This window comes from Sporacetigenium sp. TC11, from assembly GCF_058146105.1.
Genome location: NZ_JBYVNY010000012.1, coordinates 55819 through 73284 on the forward strand (window position 1 = coordinate 55819; position 17466 = coordinate 73284).

Sequence of the window (17466 nt, forward strand, 5' to 3'; positions counted from 1 at the left end):
GGATTAAATTAGTAAAAAGGAGTTGGATAAATGGCTGACTTATCACAATTTGTTAGAGCATATTACTTATTATATGAAGGAGATATAAGAACAGCTCTAAGCAATAGAGGTCTAAATAACTTAATAATATTGAATAATAGGAATGCCCTTTTATATACTCCGGCTGATATTACTGATGAATATATACTCAGTATAAGCGAGATAAAATTATTGAGACCATCATTATCTATGGGGGATTTGGGAATAATTACAAATAACGTTAATGAAGGGGTAAGACCTAGTGATGGATTAGGCGATGCAGGACTTGTACAAAGTGCCTACCTAAGATTAACGGGAACAGGAGTAATTATAGCAATAATAGATTCGGGAATTGATTATACTCATCCAGATTTTATTAAGCCAGATGGAACTTCAAAGATAATAAGAATATGGGATCAAGAAAACCAAAATGGGACTCCTCCTGAAGGATATTTATTTGGTTCAGAATTTACAAATGAGCAAATAAATGAAGCCATTAAAAACAACGACTCATCATTAGTTATTGATACTAGAGGAACTGGAACTATGTCAGCAGGACTATCAGCAGGCCTAGGGTCAATTGATAGTGCAAATAGGGGAATAGCTCCAGGTGCTGATTTATTAGTAATAAAACTAAGAGAATACCTAGATCCATACATGACTGGAGAACACGCTTATAAAAATACCGATTATTTTGCTGCGGTTGATTACGCTTTTAATGTTGCTACAGAACTAAATAAACCTTTAGTTATAAATGGGACAGTTGATGTTAGGGGGTGGACTTTTGGAACTAGAACAGCATTAAATGCATTGAGATTTTCTAATGTAAAGGGAAGGATTATAGTATATGGCGCTGGAAATGAAGGGAATACGGATACTCATTATTCTGGTAGATTCACATACAGTGGAGAGTTTCAAGATGTATTAATAGAAGTAGGAGAAAATCAAGAAAACTTAGCGATATTTTTAATAGCACAAAGACCTGATATAATATCAATATCTATAATAAATCCAGCCGGAGAATTTACTCCTAAAATAGATTTTAAAGAATCTTTTATTTATTCTGGAACCTTTAATTTACAAGATGTAGATTATAGTGTTCTTTATTACTATCCAGAATTTATAACAGGAGATTTATATGCTGTTATAAATTTATTTAGAGTCAAACCTGGAGTATGGACTATAAGATTGTATGCAGATCATATAGTGAGCGGAATACACGATTTATTTATGCCAGTTACACCCCTTTTAGATACTAGTACTAGATTTTTAAAACCAGATCCATTTGAGACGATAACTATATTTGGGAGTGATTCAGGAGTAATTACTATTGGAGCCTATGATATAAAAACCTCCAGTGACTGGATAGGTTCATCTAATGGTGCTGTACCTATTGATTATATAAAACCTGATATAATAGCATCAGGTGAGAATGTTATAGGTCCGTTTCCAGGCGGTATATACAATACAATGACTGGAACAGGTGCATCAAGTTCTATTGTATCTGGAGCTGTAGCACTTATGCTCGAACTTTTCTATGTAGATGGAAAAAGTATTGAATCTTCATATACTCAAGTTATAAAAACATATTTAATGGCTGGTGCTACAACTAAAACTGCATATACCTATCCAAATGTATTTTCAGGGTATGGTGCGTTAAATATAGGAAATACCTTTAGACAGATATCTCAAACCATAAAATAAAAACTATTGATTAATTCAATCAATAGTTTTTTGCATTATAAAATAAAATAAAAATTAAAAATACTTTATTTTTTAAAGAAAATATACTGTTAATTATATGAATTTCTTTAAAAAATAAAGATAAAAAAATTTATATTAAAGTGATAAGGCGTTTTTATCGTTAATTTATTATGTGATATTAATATATTATCTTAAAAAAACACATATAATATACTAATTGTTTATTTAAGTTAGGACTTTATAAAAAACCAACATTTTTTCAAAAAAAGATGATATAATTCATACTAATATAAACATTAATGACATGAGGGGTGATTTTGTGGAAAGAAAATTCAAAAAAGTGTTAGTTGCTAATAGAGGAGAAATAGCTATTAGAATTTTTAGAGCATGTGCAGAATTAGGAATAAGAAGTGTGGGTATATATAGCAAAGAAGATAAATATAGTCTTTTTAGAACTAAGGCAGATGAATCTTATTTAATAGGAGAAGGTAAGGGGCCACTTGATGCCTATCTTGATATAGATGGAATAATAGATTTAGCTAAGAGAAAAGGTGTAGATGCTATACATCCTGGATATGGATTTTTATCAGAAAATCCAGAGTTTGTTAAAAAGTGTGAAGAAAACAATATAACTTTTATAGGACCATCTGCAAATATAATGGAGTCTATGGGAGATAAGATAAATTCTAAAAATATAGCAAAAGAAGTTGGCGTTCCTACAATACCAGGAATTGATTATCCTATAGATAATATAGATGAACTTAAAAAAGTTGCATCAAATATAGGGTACCCTGTAATGCTAAAAGCCTCAAATGGCGGTGGCGGAAGAGGAATGAGAGTAATACACAGTGAAGATTCATTGGAAGTAGAATTTAATACAGCATGTAGTGAATCAAAAAAGGCATTTGGTAAAGCTATGATATTCGTAGAAAAATATCTAAGTAATCCTAAACATATAGAGGTACAAATATTAGGAGATAAACATGGAAATATTGTTCATTTATATGAAAGAGATTGTTCTGTTCAAAGAAGACACCAAAAAATAGTTGAATATGCACCTGCTTTTTCATTAGATGAAAAACTTAGAGAAAGTATATGTAATGATGGTGTTAAATTAGCTAAACATGTCGGATATGTAAATGCAGGAACATTAGAATTTTTAGTTGATGATGATGGCAGCTATTACTTTATAGAGATGAATCCTAGAATACAAGTAGAACATACTATAACAGAAATGATTACAGGAATAGATATAGTTCAAAGTCAAATATTAGTTGCACAAGGTTATAGTTTAGATAGTAATGCTATAAATATAAAATCTCAAGAAGATATAAAAATAAATGGATACTCTATACAATGTAGAATAACTACTGAAGATCCTAAAAATAACTTTATGCCTGATACTGGAAAGATAAACGTATATAGAACTGGATCTGGTTTTGGGGTAAGACTTGATGGAGGAAATGGATTTGCAGGTTCTACAATTAGTCCTTACTATGACAGCTTACTTGTAAAAACTATATCTTGGGATAGAACATTTGAAGGCGCAATAAGAAAAATGACACGTTCTATAAAAGAACATAGAATAAGAGGGGTAAAAACTAACGTAGGATTTTTGGTAAATGTATTAAACCACCCAGATTTTATAGATGGAAAATGCAGTACAAAGTTTGTAGATGAAACAGATAGCTTATTTAAATTTATAGAAGATAAAAATAGAGGAACAAAATTACTTCAATATATAGGCAATGTTATAGTAAATGAAAATAAAGGTAGTGAAAAGCCACAGTTTGATAGTATATATGTTCCAAAGGCAGAAATAAAACTGCCAGGAAGTAGAGATTTATATAAAAAATTAGGAACAAAAGGTTTTATTGATTATATAAAAAATGAAGATAAGTTGCTTATAACAGATACAACTATGAGGGATGCACATCAATCTCTTCTTGCTACAAGACTTAGAACTAATGATTTACTTAAGGTAGCAGACGCAACAAGCTCTCAAATGAATGATTTATTTTCTTTAGAGATGTGGGGAGGCGCTACTTACGATGTAGCTTATAGATTCTTAAAAGAATCTCCTTGGAGAAGATTACAACAATTAAGAGAGAAAATACCAAATACATTGTTCCAAATGCTATTTAGAGCATCTAATGCTGTAGGATACAAAAATTATCCAGATAATATAATTGATGAATTTATAAAAGAATCGGCAAATCAAGGTATAGATGTATTTAGAATATTTGACTCATTAAACTGGGTTGAAAATATGAAACCTTCTATAGAAACAGCACTTAAAACAGATAGTATAGTTGAAGGTACTATATGTTATACAGGTGATATATTAGATAAAAGTAAAACTAAATACAATTTAGAATATTATGTAAATATGGCTATGGAACTTGAAAGATTAGGAGTTCACATAATAGCAATAAAAGATATGGCTGGACTTTTAAAACCATATGCAGCATATGAGTTAGTTAAAGCACTAAAAGAAAATGTAAAAGTTCCTATCCACTTACACACACATGATACTAGTGGAAATGGTATAGCAACTTACTTAATGGCAACTCAAGCTGGAGTTGATATAGTAGACTGTGCACTAGAATCTATGTCAGGACTTACTAGTCAACCATCATTAAACTCATTAGTTGAGGCTTTAAAAAATACTAAGAGAGATACGAAAATAGATGTAGAAAGATATCAAGAAATAAGCGATTACTATAAAGATATAAGAAATATATATTCTAAGTTCGAAAGTGATTTAAAAAATCCATCTGCAGAAATATATAAATATGAAATACCAGGAGGTCAATATACTAACTTAAAACCTCAGGTAGAAAGTTTAGGCCTTGGAAATAAATTTAAAGAAGTAAAGGAAACATATAAAGTAGCAAATGATTTATTAGGAGATATAATAAAAGTTACTCCTTCTTCAAAAGTAGTTGGAGATCTAGCAATATTTATGGTTAAAAACGATTTAAATAAAGATAATATAGTAGAAAAAGGAAACAATTTATCATTCCCAGATTCTATAGTAGATTATTTTAAAGGTATGATAGGTCAACCTGAAGGTGGAATACCAAAGGATTTACAAGAAGTTGTTTTAAAAGGTGAAGAACCTATAACTGTAAGACCAGGAGAACTTTTACAAGAAGAGAACTTTGAAAGTACAAGAAAATACCTAGAAGAGAAATTTAACATGAAAGCAAACATTAGAAATGTAATAAGTTATTTATTATATCCAAAGGTATATGAGGATTATTTAAGTCATTTAAATACTTATCACGATATATCAAGACTTGAAAGTGATGTTTTCTTCTATGGTTTAAATAAAGGTGAAGAATGTGAAGTAGAAATAGATCCGGGAAAAGTCCTTACTATTAAGTTTATAGATATGACTAAAGCAAATGAGAATGGAAACAGAACTTTGATGTTTGAATTAAATGGGATGCTAAGAGAAATAGAAATAGAAGATAAAACATTCTCAAGTAGTGTTAAAAATGTACAAAAAGCAGATATAAATGATGAACTACAAATAGGAGCTAGTATTCCTGGTAAGGTAGTTAAGGTTATAGTAAAAGAAGGCGAATCTGTTAAGAAAAATCAGCCACTTGTTATAATTGAAGCAATGAAAATGGAAACAGTAATAGTTGCAAAGGTAGATGGAGTTATAGATGAGATACATGTAAAAAATGAAGAAATGGTTTCTGACAAACAACTTTTAATAACTATGAAATAAAAAATTAAAATAGTAAAATTTTCTTCATGAATTATAGTCATCCTAAATAGGGAAAATAAGAATTAAGAAAGAAGTTTTATTACTTTCTTTAAAATACAAAAAGGAGTGACTATAATGGAAAAAAAATTACAACCTTTAACAGGAAAAGATAATGCGAGACTTCGTGCATATAGACCAAAGCAAAGTGAAGCAACTGCAGGGTGGCAAGATATACAAAGATATGCTCCTCATGCAAAAACACCTATACCATCTGAAATAGGAGTAGAAGAAGCTAAAGATTATGTAGATAATGTAAGTAGATTATCATAATAAAAAGAGGTGTATATACACCTCTTTTTTTAATTTAAGGAAATTATAATTTCAAACCTATGAACTTGAAAAACTAGCCTGTTCTTCAAGGTAATTGGCGACATGAGTGAAGCGAATTTTAAAAATTATTATTAAAGTTTACTATCTTACTATTATCTATAGACGAAATATCTTTTGATCCTGTTAAAATCATAGTTTGAGTAAGCTCATTTTTAAACTTATTTATAGTAGCTTTAACTCCATCTTCACCATTTCCGTAGGCTCCCCATATTATAGGTCTTCCAATTAATACTGCATCAGCACCTAGTGATATATACTTAAATATATCTAAACCTTGTCTTACATTACCATCAGCTAATATAGTTATTTTACCTTTTAGTTTTTTAGATATTTTAGGTAAAACTTCTGCAACTCCTAGTGTATCATCAAGAATTCTTCCACCGTGATTTGATACAACTATAGCAGATGCACCTGCTTGATATGCAAGCTCTGCTTCTTCTTCGTCCATTATACCTTTTATTATAAATGGAAGATTTGTAGATGATACTAATTCTTTTAATTCATCTAATGATTTAGGCCCTACTGGTTGATTGTTAAGTGTCATAGTTACAAGCCCAGCACCATCTATATCAATTCCAACTGCAATACAACCGGCTTCTTCAGCTACTTTTATTCTTTCTATTATATCTTCATTTTCTCTAGGTTTTATAATTGCAATACCATTTCCATTTACTTTTTTTATAGCATCTATTCCATATTGATAAAGTTTTAAATCAGCACCATCACCAATCATTCCTAATGTGTTTGAGTTAAAACTTCCTAATATAGCCGCATTAACATATTCTTCCTCCGATAAAAATCCACCCATATTATATGATGCTCCTGTTATAGGTGCAGTCATTAGAGGTAAGTCCAGTTCTTTTCCAAAAATATTGACTTTTGTATCTGGACTTTTAACGTTGTGAATAGTTTTTAGTTTAAGTCTTACATTTTTTAAAGTCCTATAATTTCTTTTGAAAGCATCGCCAGTACCACATCCACCCATTCCAGGAACCTTACCTGCACACCAAACACCATTACATTCTTTACATACATTACAATAATCTTTCATATTCTTTCTAGCATTTTCTAAAACTTCATTTATATTCATAAAGAAACCCCCATTTATTGATAAGTAGTATAAGACAAAAGCTTACAATTCTATTTTAAAATATAATTTAAAAATATGAAAGGTTAATTATTTTTTATATGTTACTCCATGATTCAAATATTATATTATTAAATTTATCAACATCCTTTATTAGTGTAGGCATATTAATATTTGAATTAGGACTTTTTGAATTTATAATAAGTTCACTTTTTAAATCATCTACTGTAGAATGTATATCTACAAAATTATCTTCAAATAATTCTGGATTTGTTATATACACGCTTGCTACTATATCCCAGTTATAAAAACCATCTATTCCAAACTCATTAATTATAAATTCAAACCATTGATAAGTCTTAGAATTTATATATTTGTATATAGGTAAGTCATTTTTAGTTAGTCTTTCGTATTCTTTTTTTCCAAAGAAAGCTTGGAGGCATATATGAGCATTTAATATAGTAACTTTACATCCAGAGTTAAATATTTTATATGAAGCCTCTGAATCACAAGAAAAATTAAGTTTGGGTAAATGTTTATTATTTATAATAAGAAGCTTAGCTATTCCTCCCATTAAAACTATTTCTTTTACTTTATCAAAAAAATTATTGTCTAAATTATATGCTCCTAATAAATTTGTTAAAGAGCCTGTTGCAAGTATAGTTATAGTATTTGGAGATTTGTTAACTATTTCAACTAAAAAACTTGCAGCTTCACTATTTCTATTTTCAGTATTAAGTGCTCCTTTTAAAAGGGAGATATGGTTTATATTAAGTTCATTAAACATGTTTTTTGTATTTTCATAAACTGCTTCTAACTTGTTATTTCCATATGTAGTAGTAACCCCTAAAATATCAATATCATCTCTTCCAAGTAAATATAAAAGCGTAAGACCATCATCTACATCACAACCGTAAATTTCCATAGTATTATCACAGTCAAATACAACTTTATGCATTAATAACTTTACCTAGGTAGAAATATACACATAAGCCAATTGTATATAATCTAACAAAAAATTACAAAAAAATATATATATATCATATTTACTTATATTATGTAAATATGATATATATAACAAAAGGTATAATATTTAAATACTGAAGATAAGGAGTGTATATAAGAAAAAAATTATATCAATTTTAATGACAATACTTATAGTAATTGGATTAAATGGTTGTGGTGGAGACGAAAAAATTACATAAAAGGCAAAATAGAAAACAATATACCTAAAACAGATTTTGGAAAATTCAAGGTAAATTACAATGAAAATAATAATGTAAATATTATGATATCTCCAGGAAGAATAAGTATAAATCCTTTAAATCATATATCAAATATAGAAGGAATAGTTATTAAAAAGAGATATGCTGGAGATAGAATTTATTATAATGCAGACATTAAAAATAATAATATTAAGATAAGCTCTGTAAATAATAGTTATAATATAGGAGATAAAGTAAAAATTGAAATAGATTTTGAAAACTCTATTTACTTTAATTTGTAAGGAATGATTATATGATATCTATTATAATACCTACATTAAATGAGGAAAAAACGATTGAAAATACTATAAAGAATTTAAATAATTTAAATGGAGATAAAGAGTTAATAGTAGTAGATGGAGGTAGTTCTGATAATACTGTAATAGAAGCAAGTAAGTATGCAAAGGTTGTAAAATCTAAAAAGGGTAGATCATTACAAATGAATGTTGGAGCAAAAATAGCAAAAGGAAATATATTATGGTTTGTCCATTCTGATTCTATAATACAAGAAAATTCGTTAATTGAAATAGAAAATGCTATAAATAAAGGATATATAGGTGGAGGATTTCATCTATATTTTTACGACTTAAATACAAAATTTATGAAGTTTGTACAAGTTACATCAAATATTAGAGGTAAGTTTTTAAAACTTATATACGGAGATCAAGGAATATTTGTAAGAAGAGATGTTTTTGAAAAATTAGGAGGATTTCCAGAGATTGAAATTATGGAGGATTGGGAATTTAGCCTTAGGATAAAAAAGCAAGGAAAAACATGTCTTATAAATACTCCTATTGGGACATCGGCAAGAAGATTTAAAAAAGGTGGGGAACTTAAAACCTTATTACTAATGCATAAACTTAAGATATTATATACATTAGGAGTATCACCTAAAAAATTAGTCAAAATATACAGGGAGGCTAGGTAAAATGAAAAATGCATTGATACTTATGACTAGAATCCCTGTAGAGGGAAAGACCAAAACTAGGCTTATGAGTATTTTAAGTGGATTAGAATGTGCGCAAATACACATGTGTTTTTTAAAAGATATATTCGAGGTTCTTCGTTATATAAAAAATGATATAGATATATATCTAACATATACACCTGAAGATTCTTTTGAAATAATAGAAGATATAATACCTGATTATGTGAGATGTTTTCCACAACATGGAGATAACCTAGGAGATAGAATGGATAATGCTATAAAATATGTATTATCTAAAAATCACAATAAAGTTTTGCTAATGGGATGTGATATTCCACATATACAACCTGAAAATATAATAAAGGCCTTTGATGAATTAAATTATAATGATCTATGTCTAGGGCCTACTTTAGATGGTGGATATTATCTTGTAGGTATGAAAAGTAAAATAGATTTAATATTTGACAATAACTTAAAATGGGGATATAAAACTGTACTTGAAGGAACATTAGATATATGCAATAAAAACAACATAAGTGTAGGGCTTACGAATAAGTTAATAGATATTGATACTAAAGATGACTTAATACACTTGTTTAACGAAATATGCAATAACAAATTCAAAGATAAGATAATGCCTGTAAATACAGCAAACTTCATACTAAGCTGTAAGGAAGGAACTGAGTATGCTAAAAGATACATTAAAAGGTAATATAAAAAATTATATAAATGATTATAATCTAAGAGATAAACTACAGGTAAAAGAGAATTTTAAAGTAGAGTTTTTGGCTCAAGGTGAATATAATATTAATTTTACTATAGATGACAATGAAAAAAAGTATGTATTTAGGGTAAATACTAAAAGTCAGTTAGAAATAGAAAATCAAATAAAATACGAATATGATGCTTTAAAAAAACTAGAAATAAGTAAGGTAACGCCTAAAGCTTATTATTTAGATGATACTAAAGATTATTTTGATTATGGAATATTAATAATGGAATTTTTGCATGGAAGACCTCTTGAATACAATAAGGATATGAATAATGCTGGTAAAATATTTGGAAGTATTCACTCATTAGATTTATCTAAAATTAATAGTGATAACTTCATAGTAGAAAGCAATATATTAAGCGATAGAATAAAAGAAGGCAATAGATGGTTAAAGGACTTTTTTAAATGTGATTTAGTAGAACATGAACTTAAAAATTTATTTTATAAGCTTATTAATTACTGTGAAAAAAATAAATATAAAGAAAAATACTTTATAGAAAATAAATGGCATGTTATAAACAACACTGAAGTAAATTCTCATAACTTTATAATAGGAGATAATAGCTATTTAATAGATTGGGAAAAACCTGTTATAAGTGATCCATGTCAAGATATAACTCAATTCTTAGCAATAACAACTACACTATGGAAACAAAATTATATACTAAATGATTATGAGATAAATGAATTTTATAAATCTTATCTAAAAAATATAAATCATGATAAAAATATAAGAGAAAGAGTAAGTATATACAGTCCATATTTGTATTTAAGGGCTTTATCTTGGTGTGCTAGTGCATATTTAGAATATCAAGATCTTAATAAGGATATAAGAAATATTGATACCTATAATAAAATAAAAGAATATTTAGATATAGACTTTATGGAAAAAATATTAAAGCCTTATCTAGGATAATAAGAGGAGATAAAAAACCTATGAAACTAATATCGTGGAATGTTAATGGGATTAGAGCTTGTGTTAGTAAAAATTTTTTAGATTATTTTAAAGAAGTAGATGCAGATATATTTTGTATCCAAGAAAGTAAATTACAAGAAGGACAAATAGATTTAGAATTAGATGGATATTATCAATACTGGAATTATGCAGAGAAAAAAGGATACTCAGGTACAGCAATATTTACAAAAATAAAGCCTATTAATGTTACTTATGGAATAAATAAAGAAGAACATGACAAAGAAGGAAGGGTTATAACTTTAGAGTTTGACGATTTTTATTTTGTAACAGTATATACTCCAAATTCACAATCAGCACTAGCAAGACTTGATTATAGAATGAAGTGGGAAGATGATTTTAGAAATTATCTAAAAGAACTAGATAAAAATAAACCTGTAATAATATGTGGGGATTTAAACGTTGCCCACAATGAAATAGACCTAAAAAATCCTAAAAACAATAGAAAAAATGCAGGATTTACAGATGAAGAAAGAAATAAATTTACAGAGCTTTTAGATAATGGATTTATAGATTCATATCGTTATTTTAATCCAGATAAAGAAGGGGTATATTCTTGGTGGAGTTATAGATTTAATGCAAGGGCAAATAATGCAGGGTGGCGTATAGACTACTTTGTTGTTTCAGATAGATTAAAAGATAGACTTGTGAGTGCAGATATTCATTCGCATATACAAGGATCAGATCACTGTCCAGTTGAATTAGTGATAAAATAAGGGATTAATACAATCCCTTATTTTTTTTATTATAAGAATAAATTATGATAATTCGCACTGTAAATCTATTGTAGTATCATCTACAGAACATATTGCTTTTATATAATTTTATAATGATAGATAATTTCATATATAGAAAAAATAAATAATATCAACCAGCAGTATTTGAACTTTCTATATATATTGGAGATTTATATGAATTATGGTAAAATTATTCAAAGTAAGTTACTGCAAATTTAAATCTTTTAGATTTATTTTCATGGGAGCAATTTTTATGTGTATTGAAATAATCCATAGTGATATTTAAATTAGCTACAAGCTCTCATATTTTAAGATTAAGGGAAAACAACGGAGGATAATTATGAAAAGAAAATTAATTAGTGCATTAGTTGGTATTACAATGGTAGCAACAATGGCAGTAGGGTGTAGCAGCACTTCAGATGATTCTCAAAAAACAACTGACACAAAGTCAAATGTAAAGGCAGAGCAAGTAGATACAAAAAAAGTATTTGTATCATCAGACTGGGTACAAAGTGTTATAGATGGAAATCAACCAGAGTCTAAAAACTATACTATATTAGAAGTTTCATGGGGGACTTATGAAGAAAGTCCAACTTATACAAAGGGACATCTTCCAGGAGCTTTACATGTAGATACTTCAAGTGTCGAATCTGAACCTATTTGGAATATATCAGAGCCTAAAGTAGTTGAAAAAGGTATGTTAGATTTAGGAGTTACAAAAGATAAAAATGTTATCTTATATGGAACAGATATTTCAGCGGTAAGTAGGGTAGCATATGCATATCTTTGGGCAGGTGTTGAAAATGTAAAAGTTATAGACGGTGGACTTGATGCATGGGAAAAAGCAGGATATAAAACAGAAACTACAATAGAAAAAGCTACACCAGCAAAAGATTTTGGAACAACAGTTCCAGCACATCCAGAATATTGGATGTCTATAGATGATGTTCAAAAGAAGCTAAAGGATGATTCAAATTTCCGTTTAGTAAGTATAAGAAGTAAAGATGAATTTGATGGTAAAACAAGTGGATATACATATATAGATAAAGCTGGTGAACCTAAAGGTGCAGTTTGGGGACATGCCGGAAGTGATCCATATAATATGGAAGATTATACAAATGAAGATGGAACTGTTATAACTGCTGAAGAAATGGAAAAGTTATGGTCAGATTCTGATATTGCTAAAAGTAATGAACTTTCATTTTATTGTGGAACTGGCTGGAGAGCTACAGTTCCTTGGCTAATAGCTTATGATGCAGGCTGGGAAGGTATGACTGTTTATGATGGTGGCTGGTATCAATGGCAAATGAATAAGGACCTTCCTGTACAAGTAGGAGATCCAAATAGTGACAATGTAGAATATACTACAGTAGATAAACTACCAACAGATAAAGCTGTAAAAGATAAATAATTTATGATAAGCACTGTAATTGCAGTGCTTATTTAAATTTCATCAAAGGGGATTGATATTTATATGGAAAAAACAAAAAAGATTTTATATATACTGACTACCATATTAGAAATTTCGTTACTAATTGTGGCCTATATGTTCAATTACTTTACCAAAAAGAAGATGGGAATGTCACGACATGTAATATCTAAAAATTACGTTTGGGAAAATACATATCCCATTATAAATATACAATATGCTACTATAACAGCACTGATTATATTAATGATATTAGTTTTAATAGTATATATGAAAAGAAAGAAAAACTTTAAAAAAATAGTAACCATTATGAGTATTACTATGGTTATACTTGTACTTTTGTTTACAGGATTTACACTGATATATTCAACAAAAGAAATTAGGGCATTTTATTATATAGATTTTATACTTGGGTTGATAACATTGATTCAGATTATTAAAACCTTTATAGGAGTTATGTGGTGTAAGGATGAAAAATAATTATTTTAATAACAAAGCAACATTAAATATTAAAACTAAACAAGTGAAGTAACTTCAAAAAGATATACATTTATAATAAAATACATAATCCTTAGCAAGTTGATAAGTTGTAAGAAATTAAAAATATAGATATAATACAAACAATATTTACATAAATTGAGGTGACTAGCTATAGAAAAGATTATATTCCCAAATAAATTAAAAGATAAAATAAAAGAAATAACTGACAGATGCATTGATTGTAAGCTCTGTATGAAAGAATGTGTAATGTTAAATGATTTTTGCACATCTCCAAAACCTTTATTTGGAGATATATTAGATAAAGAAGGAAATGTTGATCCTAAAATACCATTTTCATGTAATATGTGTAATCAATGTATAATAGTATGCCCAAAGGACCTTAAGCTTGGGAACGCATTTATGGATATAAGAAAAGAAATGATTAAAGCAAATAATGGTAAGTCACCAATGACAGGACATAAAGCTGTAGATATGCATCAAACATTGAGTTTTTCTAAGATATTTAATACATCAGTTGGTGATAATAGAAAAACAGATATAAAGAGAGTATTTATACCGGGATGTTCACTACCATCATACAATCCAAAAGCAGTGGGACAAATACTTGATTATTTACAACGTGTTTATCCAGGTACATCTGCGATACTTAAATGCTGTGGAAAACCAACTAAGGCATTAGGCCAAACTGAACTTTTTAAAGAAAGATATGCTGACTTACAAGCTGAAATAGATAAACTAGAAGCGGATGAAATAATAGTTGCCTGTCAAAACTGTTATAACATTATAACTGAAAATAGCCCTAATCAAAAAGTTAGATCATTATGGAAAATACTACCTGAAATAGGACTTCCTGAAGGGGCTAAGGGAAAAGGTATAGGCAGTGATATAACTATTGCTATACACGACGCATGTCCAACAAGAGAAGAAAGCAGTATCCACGATGGTATAAGATGGATAATGAATGAATTAGGATATGAAGTTGAAGAACTTCGTTATTCAAGAGAAAATACTAAATGTTGTGGTTTTGGCGGTATGATAGTTCCAGCTAATCCAGATTTAGCACAAAGAGTAATGAATAGGGTAACAGAAGAAGTTAACTCTGAATATATAGTAACTTATTGTGCTTCTTGTAAAGAAGCAATGGCAAGAGGAGGTAAGAAATCAGTTCACATATTAGATTTAATATTTGGAGGACAATATAACTCACAATCTGAATGGCCGGAAAGTCCAGGAAGTGCTTTAATAAGCTGGATGAATAGATATGCTTGTAAAAAAGAAATAAAAAAAAAGAAAAAAATAAAGACAACTTAGTGAGGAAAATAAAAATGACATTGAGAAAACAAATAGGAAAATTGTTTGTGGAAGTAATTCAACTACGGTATGATCAAAAAAATATTTAATCTGGTTTGATAGATTATGGAGTACAGAAAGCCCAGCGTCTATTTCATATAGGGAAAGAATAGTTTTTGTCCCTAATGATACAATAGAAAGCGCCTTACTAGGTGGTTTTATACGTAATATATAGATTTTTATGTAGAAACAGTATAAGTGCCATTAAATAATATAATTAGTTCTTGAATGTTAAAGAAGTAAGAAAGAAGAACTTCTTATAAAACCTGGCGAGTATGATGGAATCTAAAAAAGGGGGAAAATATAAATGAATTTTGTAGAGAGAATAAATAGCTCTTGTAAGAGAACAGCTCAGATTCACACATTGCAAGTGAATTTAGGAAAGCAATGTAACTTGACATGCACACACTGTCATGTCAACGCAGGCCCTAATAAAACAGAGATAATGACAAAGGAAACAATAGACTATGTGTTAGCGTCATTAAAAAAATTTCATTTTAAAGTACTGGATATTACTGGAGGGGAACCTACAATGCATTCTTACTTAAAATACTTAATTGAACATGGAAAAAATTATGTTGACACCATCATCGTAAGAACCAACCTAGTTATCCTAAAAGAGGAAGGCTATGAAGATTATATTGATTTCTATGTTAAAAATAAGGTGCAGCTTGTGGCATCTCTTCCTTGCTACACAAAGGAAAATACAGATACTAGGCGTGGAGAAGGAACATTCTCAGCTTGTATCGCAGTGATAAAAAAGCTGAATGAAGCTGGATATGGTGTAGATGAATCTTTAGAACTCAATCTTGTGTATAATCCAGGGGGACCCTTTTTACCAGCATGCCAAGGGGACCTAGAGAAGGATTATAAAAGAATTCTTGGGGAAATTTATGGTTTAAAGTTTAACCATCTTTTCACAATTACAAATATTCCGGCTGGTCGCTTTGCACAAGATTTGAAAGCTAAAAATTTGATGGATGAGTATGTGAAACTTTTGGAAGAAAACTATAATGAAGAAGCAGCAAAGAATATCATGTGCAGAAATCAAATTTCTGTTGGATACGATGGAAAGCTTTATGACTGTGATTTTAACCAAATGTTAAACTTACCTGCCAATGGCCCAGCAACGCTGCAGGATCTGTTGGATGAGGAAGCATTGGATAGAGAGATTGTGTTTGCAAATCATTGTTATGGATGTACCGCTGGATCAGGCTCTAGCTGCGGAGGAGCAATTGTTTAGAGGGAGGACAATATGGTAACAAATGAATTTATAGTAGAAGAGTTTAAAAAAGGTTTTGACTGCGGGCAAGTAGTTGTTAGCCATTTTGCTAATGAGCTTGGAATCAGTAAGGAAATGGCAAGAAAAGTATCTGCAAGCTTTGGGGCAGGAACTTTCAAATCAGAAACATGTGGAGCTGTGCTAGGTGCCTATGTTGTCATTGGACTAAGATATGGACACTGTCAAGAAGGTGATGGGGAAAAGAAAAATAATACAATAGCAAAAATTAAAGAATTTGATGAGAAATTCAAAGTCCTACATAAATCAGAAGTATGTAGAGAGATGTTAGGTTATGATTTGAGCAAGGCAGAGGACAACAAAGTCATTATGGAGCGAGGACTTTTATTCAGCTATTGCCCGAATGCTGTCAGAACTACTGTGGAAATTCTAGAAAATCTATAGTATATTTCAACAGGAACATTTTGGGCAAATGACATCATAAATAAATAAAAAGGTACTATGATAGGTTTTTGTTATAATTCGACAAGAATATATAGATTTTTCCAATTTGAAAGAAAATTAAATTTCCATTAAACTAAAGTAGGATTAACATATGAGAGGATATTTTAATAAGGAGGAATATGTAATGAACTTTAAGAAAAAAGCAATTATTGCAGCAGTATTATGTGTGAGTATGATAGGATTTGTTGGATGTAGCTCTAAAAATAATGGAGGGGACTCAGCTAATTCTCAAAAACAGGAAGAAAAAGCAAAAGCATCTGATGAAATAGCTGGTGTATCACTAGAAAATCCTATAAAAGTTGATAAAGAAGCTGGTACAATAACTGTACTTACCCAAGTAAATGGTAAGTATTTTACAGAAACAACTCGTCATGCTTCAGTATTTAAAGATGGAAGTAATGGAGCTAAGTCTGTATTTACTGCATATGCAACTCCAGAGGACTTCTATAATGCGCTTATAGAGATAGGAGCTGAGCCAGGAAATAATATGACTCCTGATAATGCTTCAACTACTAAAGTTGAAGGGACATCAATTGATTTAAAGGTTACTTGGAATGGTGCTGATAAGGAATATGATGTTAATGAAGTTATTAAAGATAGCACTGGAGGTAAGATAGCCTTCAAATTTGGAGGAAATTTAGATAGAGCTAAAGCTAAGAAAACTGGATGCCTATCTTGTCTTGATAGTTGCCCAGTTGGTATAATATCTAACTCTGCTTATACTAATGGTGTAGTAGAAAAAACTCAAGAAGTTAAATTTACTGCAAATCAAGATGTGCTTCCAGAAGACGGAACTTATGTAGCTACAATATATTCAATTGCCAAATAATTTAGCTTAAGTTTCAGA

General features: G+C 29.5%; 16 protein-coding genes. 14 read left to right on the forward strand and 2 right to left on the reverse strand.

Annotated elements, in window-relative coordinates; translation table 11 throughout:
• Positions 1-30 precede the first annotated feature (30 nt).
• The 3 genes from ACUSRV_RS14590 to ACUSRV_RS14600 all read left to right on the forward strand — a co-directional run bounded on the left by ACUSRV_RS14590 (position 31) and on the right by ACUSRV_RS14600 (position 5773).
• Complete coding sequence (locus tag ACUSRV_RS14590) at positions 31-1722, forward strand: S8 family serine peptidase (protein WP_490142701.1); 1692 nt, start codon at positions 31-33, stop codon at positions 1720-1722.
• Between the two features lie 319 nt (positions 1723-2041).
• The gene (locus ACUSRV_RS14595; RefSeq protein WP_490142702.1) at positions 2042-5464 is read left to right on the forward strand and encodes a pyruvate carboxylase; all 3423 of its coding nucleotides are present in this window, start codon (positions 2042-2044) and stop codon (positions 5462-5464) included.
• A gap of 114 nt (positions 5465-5578) precedes the next feature.
• Positions 5579-5773: a CDIF630_02480 family spore surface protein gene (locus ACUSRV_RS14600; protein WP_490142703.1), complete on the forward strand. Its 195-nt coding sequence runs from the start codon at positions 5579-5581 to the stop codon at positions 5771-5773.
• 118 nt (positions 5774-5891) lie between these two features.
• Here ACUSRV_RS14600 and ACUSRV_RS14605 read toward each other — a convergent pair whose 3' ends face one another.
• Together ACUSRV_RS14605 and ACUSRV_RS14610 are read right to left on the reverse strand one after the other, a co-directional pair.
• Entirely contained in the window at positions 5892-6923 is a 1032-nt protein-coding gene (locus ACUSRV_RS14605; RefSeq protein ID WP_490142704.1) for an alpha-hydroxy-acid oxidizing protein, read from the reverse strand.
• A gap of 94 nt (positions 6924-7017) precedes the next feature.
• Positions 7018-7878 (reverse strand): nucleoside hydrolase, encoded by an 861-nt coding sequence (locus ACUSRV_RS14610; protein ID WP_490142705.1) that lies wholly within the window; start codon positions 7876-7878, stop codon positions 7018-7020.
• A 219-nt stretch (positions 7879-8097) separates the two neighbouring features.
• Between ACUSRV_RS14610 and ACUSRV_RS14615 the strand changes: the two genes are divergently transcribed.
• The 11 genes from ACUSRV_RS14615 (at position 8098) to ACUSRV_RS14665 (ending at position 17448) form a co-directional block, all read left to right on the forward strand.
• Complete coding sequence (locus tag ACUSRV_RS14615; RefSeq protein WP_490142706.1) at positions 8098-8427, forward strand: hypothetical protein; 330 nt, start codon at positions 8098-8100, stop codon at positions 8425-8427.
• An 11-nt stretch (positions 8428-8438) separates the two neighbouring features.
• Positions 8439-9113: a TIGR04283 family arsenosugar biosynthesis glycosyltransferase gene (locus tag ACUSRV_RS14620; protein WP_490142707.1), complete on the forward strand. Its 675-nt coding sequence runs from the start codon at positions 8439-8441 to the stop codon at positions 9111-9113.
• Position 9114: 1 nt separating this feature from the next.
• Positions 9115-9825: a TIGR04282 family arsenosugar biosynthesis glycosyltransferase gene (locus tag ACUSRV_RS14625; RefSeq protein WP_490142708.1), complete on the forward strand. Its 711-nt coding sequence runs from the start codon at positions 9115-9117 to the stop codon at positions 9823-9825.
• Positions 9800-10801, forward strand: a complete 1002-nt coding sequence (locus tag ACUSRV_RS14630) for a phosphotransferase (RefSeq protein WP_490142709.1) — start codon at positions 9800-9802, stop codon at positions 10799-10801. Before ACUSRV_RS14625 ends, ACUSRV_RS14630 begins: the two co-directional genes overlap by 26 nt.
• A gap of 20 nt (positions 10802-10821) precedes the next feature.
• On the forward strand, positions 10822-11574 hold the full coding sequence (locus tag ACUSRV_RS14635; RefSeq protein WP_490142710.1) for an exodeoxyribonuclease III: 753 nt from the start codon (positions 10822-10824) through the stop codon (positions 11572-11574).
• A 361-nt stretch (positions 11575-11935) separates the two neighbouring features.
• Positions 11936-13006 carry a sulfurtransferase gene (locus tag ACUSRV_RS14640; RefSeq protein ID WP_490142711.1) on the forward strand — a complete coding sequence of 357 codons (1071 nt, stop codon included), beginning with the start codon at positions 11936-11938 and terminating at the stop codon, positions 13004-13006.
• A gap of 63 nt (positions 13007-13069) precedes the next feature.
• Positions 13070-13504 carry a hypothetical protein gene (locus ACUSRV_RS14645; protein ID WP_490142712.1) on the forward strand — a complete coding sequence of 145 codons (435 nt, stop codon included), beginning with the start codon at positions 13070-13072 and terminating at the stop codon, positions 13502-13504.
• Positions 13505-13723: 219 nt separating this feature from the next.
• Entirely contained in the window at positions 13724-14836 is a 1113-nt protein-coding gene (locus tag ACUSRV_RS14650) for a heterodisulfide reductase-related iron-sulfur binding cluster (RefSeq protein WP_490142743.1), read from the forward strand.
• A 346-nt stretch (positions 14837-15182) separates the two neighbouring features.
• Positions 15183-16118, forward strand: a complete 936-nt coding sequence (gene arsS / locus ACUSRV_RS14655; RefSeq protein WP_490142713.1) for an arsenosugar biosynthesis radical SAM (seleno)protein ArsS — start codon at positions 15183-15185, stop codon at positions 16116-16118.
• 12 nt (positions 16119-16130) lie between these two features.
• On the forward strand, positions 16131-16559 hold the full coding sequence (locus ACUSRV_RS14660) for a C-GCAxxG-C-C family protein (protein WP_490142714.1): 429 nt from the start codon (positions 16131-16133) through the stop codon (positions 16557-16559).
• Between the two features lie 184 nt (positions 16560-16743).
• Complete coding sequence (locus ACUSRV_RS14665; protein WP_490142715.1) at positions 16744-17448, forward strand: YdjY domain-containing protein; 705 nt, start codon at positions 16744-16746, stop codon at positions 17446-17448.
• The last annotated feature ends 18 nt before the right edge of the window (positions 17449-17466 follow it).